The 1,317-nt window shown below is 71.8% G+C and carries 3 protein-coding genes; 2 read left to right on the top strand and 1 reads right to left on the bottom strand.

Annotation, left to right across the window (positions count from 1 at the left end):
• Positions 1 to 135 precede the first annotated feature (135 nt).
• Positions 136 to 345: a CsbD family protein gene (locus ACWGIC_RS44900; RefSeq protein ID WP_452082061.1), complete on the bottom strand. Its 210-nt coding sequence runs from the start codon at positions 343 to 345 to the stop codon at positions 136 to 138.
• A gap of 183 nt (positions 346 to 528) precedes the next feature.
• Here ACWGIC_RS44900 and ACWGIC_RS44895 point away from each other — a divergent pair, with 183 nt between their 5' ends.
• Together ACWGIC_RS44895 and ACWGIC_RS44890 are read left to right on the top strand one after the other, a co-directional pair.
• Positions 529 to 990, top strand: coding sequence for an Asp23/Gls24 family envelope stress response protein (locus tag ACWGIC_RS44895; protein ID WP_452082060.1), 462 nt, complete (start codon positions 529 to 531; stop codon positions 988 to 990).
• Between the two features lie 112 nt (positions 991 to 1,102).
• Positions 1,103 to 1,317 (top strand): hypothetical protein (locus ACWGIC_RS44890; protein WP_452082059.1); only part of this gene is annotated, 215 nt, incomplete at its 3' end.

Genomic DNA, 1,317 nt, shown 5'->3' with positions numbered 1-1,317 from the left:
CCGCCCGGGCCCCCCCGCCGGCCCCCGCCCCGCGCGTTTCCGCCGGGGGTCCCTCCGGGCACCCGCCCCTCCCCCCGCACCCGCGCGGGGGGCCCGGGCGGGCGGGCCGGCCCCCCGCTCGCGCACTGCGGAAAATCAGTCTTTCTTCAGCGCGTTCTTGACTTTGTCCGCGGCGTCGCCGAGAGCGTCTTTCACGTTTTCGGCGGCTTCCTTGATCCCGGCCTTCGCCTGGTCCGCCTTGCCTTCGTTCTCCAGCTTTTCGTCGCCGGTCAGCGAACCGGCGGCTTCCTTGGCCTTGCCGCCGAAGTCGTCTGCCTTGGCGCCGATCTTGTCGCCCATCGACATGAATGTCCTCCTTCATCGCCGAACAACGAACGCGAGAATGCGTCAAGCGTAAAGACACCGCGGCCGCAGAACCGTCACTCACCCGATGATGTGATCGTCGCCACTCGATCGGGGAGTGAGTTTTGGGTCGCTCCGGAGTCGAACCGATGAAGTGAACGACGGGAAACGACCGGAGGAGAATCGATGGCTTCGACGACGGACACGACGACCAAGTCCCAGGACGTGGAAAAGGTCAACGCCGGACCGCTGACCAGTTCGCAGGGCACGACCACGGTCGCGGACGTGGTGGTGCAGAAGATCGCCGGGCTGGCGACGCGCGAGATCCCCGGGGTCTACGACCTCGGCGGCGGGGCGGCGCGGGCGTTTTCCGCGCTGCGCGAGCGGATCCCGGGCGCGACCGCGTCGGCCGGGCAGGGCGTCTCGGTCGAGGTGGGCGAGAAGCAGGCCGCGGTGGACCTGCAGATCGTGGTCGAGTACGGCGTTTCGATCGCCGAGGTCGCGCGGTCGATCCGGCGCAACGTGATCAGCGCGGTCGAGGGGATGACCGGGCTCGAGGTGGTCGAGGTCAACATCAACGTGGGCGACCTGCACCTGCCGTCCGACGACGAGGAGGACGCGTCCGGCGACAGCGGCCGGGTGCAGTGAGCGTGCTCGCGGAACCTGGCCGGACCGCCGCGGCGGTCCGGGACCGGCCGGTCCCGGCGCCCGGCGCGAGCCGCCGGGCGGCCGCGGCGGCGCACGACGGCGGGGGGATGCGATGAACCTGATCGAGGAAGCCGGCCGGATCGCCGCCGCGGTGCGGGAACTGCCGGAGGTGGCGGACGTGCACGGCGGCCGGTTCGGCCGGATCGCGACGCTCGGCGCGGGCGGCCTGGTGACCGGGGTGCGGGTGACCGAGGAGGAAGTCACCGACGGCGTGACGGTCCGGGCCCCGTTCTCGGCGGGCGAGGTGGCGGCCGCGGTGCGCGCTTC

This window comes from Amycolatopsis sp. NPDC054798 (assembly GCF_053611505.1).
The sequence above is the reverse complement of the archived record's forward strand: the minus strand, read 5'-3'. Positions and strand labels throughout refer to the sequence as shown.

What these genes read in the sequence shown, in the direction of transcription:
- ACWGIC_RS44895 (WP_452082060.1), top strand. Translation starts at nt 529, where the DNA reads ATGGCTTCGACGACGGACACGACGACCAAGTCCCAGGACGTGGAAAAG.
- ACWGIC_RS44900 (WP_452082061.1), bottom strand. Translation starts at nt 345, where the DNA reads ATGTCGATGGGCGACAAGATCGGCGCCAAGGCAGACGACTTCGGCGGC.